6 protein-coding genes are annotated in these 3,642 nt (G+C 59.1%); 5 read left to right on the forward strand and 1 reads right to left on the reverse strand.

The features are described 5' to 3' along the window. Positions 1–285: 285 nt before the first annotated feature. Complete coding sequence (locus GIW04_RS28950; protein ID WP_034135290.1) at positions 286–1,035, forward strand: carbon-nitrogen hydrolase family protein; 750 nt, start codon at positions 286–288, stop codon at positions 1,033–1,035. Beyond that, complete coding sequence (locus tag GIW04_RS28955) at positions 1,036–1,482, forward strand: GNAT family N-acetyltransferase (protein WP_003190380.1); 447 nt, start codon at positions 1,036–1,038, stop codon at positions 1,480–1,482. It abuts the gene before it with no gap. A 35-nt stretch (positions 1,483–1,517) separates the two neighbouring features. On the opposite strand, the gene GIW04_RS28960 is transcribed toward GIW04_RS28955, so the two are convergent. After that, entirely contained in the window at positions 1,518–1,757 is a 240-nt protein-coding gene (locus GIW04_RS28960) for a DNA-binding protein (protein ID WP_003190382.1), read from the reverse strand. A gap of 82 nt (positions 1,758–1,839) precedes the next feature. Between GIW04_RS28960 and GIW04_RS28965 the strand changes: the two genes are divergently transcribed. The 3 genes from GIW04_RS28965 to GIW04_RS28975 all read left to right on the forward strand — a co-directional run. Further along, positions 1,840–2,205, forward strand: coding sequence for a helix-turn-helix domain-containing protein (locus GIW04_RS28965; RefSeq protein WP_003190384.1), 366 nt, complete (start codon positions 1,840–1,842; stop codon positions 2,203–2,205). A 151-nt stretch (positions 2,206–2,356) separates the two neighbouring features. Next, the gene (gene gacA / locus GIW04_RS28970; RefSeq protein WP_003190387.1) at positions 2,357–2,998 is read left to right on the forward strand and encodes a response regulator transcription factor GacA; all 642 of its coding nucleotides are present in this window, start codon (positions 2,357–2,359) and stop codon (positions 2,996–2,998) included. A gap of 1 nt (position 2,999) precedes the next feature. Further along, positions 3,000–3,642, forward strand: a 643-nt coding sequence (locus GIW04_RS28975) for a GIY-YIG nuclease family protein (RefSeq protein ID WP_236479468.1), incomplete at its 3' end; no start/stop codon positions are given.

The raw sequence follows: 3,642 nt of genomic DNA on the forward strand, positions 1-3,642 counted from the left end.
TGCCCGTAATCCGCCAGTGATTTGGGGGGCCGCCGCCACGCGCCATCCATGGCGCGGGGCGGCTAAACCGGCATCCCTGCCGGTTTACCCCCCAAATCCCTGTCGAATTCCGGCCAGCGTGGTTTGATGGGGCGCTTGAGATCAAGATCAAAAGCAGATCAAGAGCGACTCGCTTCGCATCGTGGTTACCGTCCACCGTTACAGCGTTGTGTAGATACCTATGCCGCTATGGGGCAAGTGTGGATATGCTGACGGCTCTCAAACAATGATTGCCAGGACGCGACCATGACTGCCTTGACCCTTGCTGCGGCGCAAACCGTTTCCATCCCGGGCGATGTCGCTGCCAATATCCAGCGGCACCTGGCGTTGATGTGGGCCGCGGCTGAACAGGGCGTGCAATGCCTGGTGTTTCCAGAACTGTCACTGACCGGCTACGAGCCGTTCCTGGCGGCCGACTTGGCCATCGCCCCGCAAGACGCCGTATTGGCGCCGTTGCGTGAGCTGGCGCGGGAGCTGCGGTTGACGGCCGTGGTGGGCATGCCGGTGCGGTTGGCGCCACAAGCAGGCGTGCTGATCGGCGCGTTGGTGCTGGGGGCGGACGGCTCAGTCGGCGTCTACACCAAGCAGCACTTGCACCCCGGTGAGGAGCTGGCATTTGCTGCGGGGCAGGGCGGTGAGGTCTTGGCATTCGGAGATGACCGCATAGCATTGGCGGTGTGTGCGGACTTTTCCCAGGCCAGCCATCCACGCCAAGCGGCGGCAGCGGGCGCCACAGTGTATGCCGCAAGCGTACTGATCAGCGAGGCAGGCTACGCGGCGGACAGTGCTTTGCTTGAAGGCTATGCGGCCGAGCATGGCCTGTTGGTACTGATGGCTAACCACGGTGGCCCATCTGGAGGCTGGGCTTGTGCCGGTCGCAGTGCGATCTGGACCGCCGATGGCAACTTGCTTGTTGCCGCCCCCGGTGTCGGCGACGCGTTGGTGATCGCCCGTCGCGACGGCGGGCAGTGGACCGGCCAAGTGGTCGCCCTCTGAATGAGGTTTCATTTGCGCCGGGCCATCGAGCAGGACCTGCCGTTTGCCCGCACCCTGACCCAGCAGGCCATGAGCCATTACTACCGTCAGAACGGCTTGTTGTGGTCCAGCGACGGCTTCGACGTGGCCTGGGCGGGCCGCGAGAACTGGCTGATCTGCAACGATGACGTCGTCATGGGCTTTATCAGCCTGAGCCGCGATGGCAAGGCCCTGTATATCCGCGAGCTGCACCTGCTGGAATGCTGCCGCAAGCAGGGCGCGGGCACATGGGTGCTGGAGCAAATGGCGTTCAAGGCACGCGTCGAGGGCCTGGGCTTTCTACGTTTGACGGTGTTCAAGACCAACCCGGCAAGAAGGCTGTATCAGCGCTTAGGGTTGAGCATTGTCGGTGAAGAGGATGGCTTCTGGCGGATGGAGCGTGAGTGTCGCGCACTCACATCGGACTAAAACAGGCACGTCCTACAAATAAGCGCATACTGCTGTCAGTTAGTGCTTTGTTCGTCGTGGGATTGAGCTCTTGGCTCATCCACGATAACGCCCTCTTTCATGCCCAGAAGTACCGCCACTTTATGGGCTTCTCCACGCCGTCCCTTTTTGCGCCCGGAGAGCACTTGATACGTGGTTGCCGGGTCTACGCCATGCTCCCGGGCGAACGCTTGAACTGACTTTCCTTGATGTTCCAGCCAGGCCTTGGCTTGTGCAGCAGTACGGATTCCGGGCATAGTTCAAAACCGTTCAAGTTTGTTTAACGAAGTGATGGTGTGACACCTCTTGGGGTGTGCCAATTTAGGATCATACATCCAAATGAGTGGAATCGGTTCGCGCTTAAGGCAAGAAAGAGAGCGACTTGGCCTGTCGCAGAAAGTTTTTGGAGAAATTGGAGGCGTTGAAGCGAACGCCCAAGGCAAATATGAAAGCGGTGGTCGTGCACCCAAGGCCGACTATTTGTCTCGCGTCGCCGAAAAAGGTGTGGATATCCTGTACGTGTTGACCGGCAGCCCAACGCCGATCCAGCTGGATAACCTGAGCAAGATCGAAGAGAAAGTGCTGGGCAATTACCGAGCGATGTTCAAGGAAGACCAGGACGCAATCCGTCGCTTGACCAGTACCTTGGCTGAGCATTCATCCGTAGTGAACGGAAAAGCCAAGTCGCCCCCCCAGGAATCCTGACCTTTAGCCCAGGAAACAGGGCTGTTCGCCAGCCGGCGAACAGCCGCAGCACGTTTAATCTCTATATATATGACACTTGCAACTAGGTCTGCGCCTTGGTTTTTTGCTAAGGTGTTCAGCAACCTATAAGACCATATCGCGAGGTGTCTGCTTGATTAGGGTGCTAGTAGTCGATGACCATGATCTCGTTCGTACAGGCATTACACGAATGCTGGCTGACATCGACGGCCTGCAAGTAGTCGGCCAGGCGGAGTCGGGGGAGGAATCCCTGATCAAGGCCCGGGAGTTGAAGCCCGATGTGGTACTGATGGACGTCAAGATGCCTGGGATTGGCGGTCTTGGTGCCACGACCAAGTTATTGCGCAGCCATCCGGACATCAAGGTCGTGGTGGTCACGGTGTGCGAGGAAGACCCGTTTCCCACCCGTTTACTGCAAGCCGGTGCCGCCGGCTACCTCACCAAGGGCGCGGGCCTGGCCGAGATGGTGCAAGCCATTCGCCTGGTATTTGCCGGCCAGCGTTACATCAGCCCGCAAATTGCCCAGCAATTGGCGATCAAGTCGTTCCAGCCCACCAGCGATTCGCCATTTGATGCGCTGTCGGAGCGGGAAATCCAGATCGCCCTGATGATCGTCGGTTGCCAGAAGGTGCAGACCATCTCTGACAAGCTGTGCCTGTCGCCCAAGACCGTCAATACCTACCGTTATCGTATCTTCGAGAAGCTTGCCATCAGCAGTGATGTTGAATTGACCCTGCTCGCAGTGCGCCACGGCATGGTGGACGCCAGCGCCTGACATGACCACACCGTTTGATCCCAGTGCCTTTCTCTCCACCTGCAGTGGCCGCCCCGGCGTGTACCGCATGTTCGACAGCGAGGCGCGCCTGCTTTACGTGGGCAAAGCCAAGAACCTGAAGAACCGTCTGGCGAGCTACTTTCGCAAGACCGGCCTTGCGCCGAAAACCGCCGCCCTGGTGGCGCGTATCGCCCAGGTCGAAACCACCATCACCGCCAATGAAACCGAGGCGCTGCTGCTTGAGCAGACGCTGATCAAGGAATGGCGGCCGCCTTACAACATCCTGTTGCGTGATGATAAATCCTACCCTTACGTGTTTTTATCCGACGGCAACTTTCCCCGCCTGAGCATTCACCGCGGGGCAAAGAAGCAAAAGGGCAAGTACTTCGGGCCTTACCCCAGCGCCGGGGCGATTCGTGAAAGCCTGAGCCTGCTGCAAAAAACCTTTTTTGTGCGTCAGTGCGAAGACAGCTTCTACAAGAACCGCACCCGGCCGTGCCTGCAATACCAGATCAAGCGCTGCAAGGCGCCCTGCGTGGGCCTGGTGGAACCTTCGGAGTACGCCGAGGATGTGCGCCATTCGGTGATGTTCCTCGAAGGGCGCAGCAACGCACTCACCGATGAGTTGTCCGGGGCCATGGAGC

This window comes from Pseudomonas sp. PA-4-8C (assembly GCF_021606625.1).
Taxonomy (GTDB): domain Bacteria; phylum Pseudomonadota; class Gammaproteobacteria; order Pseudomonadales; family Pseudomonadaceae; genus Aquipseudomonas; species Aquipseudomonas lactis.

What these genes read in the sequence shown, in the direction of transcription:
- GIW04_RS28955 (WP_003190380.1), top strand. Translation starts at nt 1,036, where the DNA reads ATGAGGTTTCATTTGCGCCGGGCCATCGAGCAGGACCTGCCGTTTGCC.
- GIW04_RS28960 (WP_003190382.1), bottom strand. Translation starts at nt 1,757, where the DNA reads ATGCCCGGAATCCGTACTGCTGCACAAGCCAAGGCCTGGCTGGAACAT.
- GIW04_RS28965 (WP_003190384.1), top strand. Translation starts at nt 1,840, where the DNA reads ATGAGTGGAATCGGTTCGCGCTTAAGGCAAGAAAGAGAGCGACTTGGC.
- GIW04_RS28950 (WP_034135290.1), top strand. Translation starts at nt 286, where the DNA reads ATGACTGCCTTGACCCTTGCTGCGGCGCAAACCGTTTCCATCCCGGGC.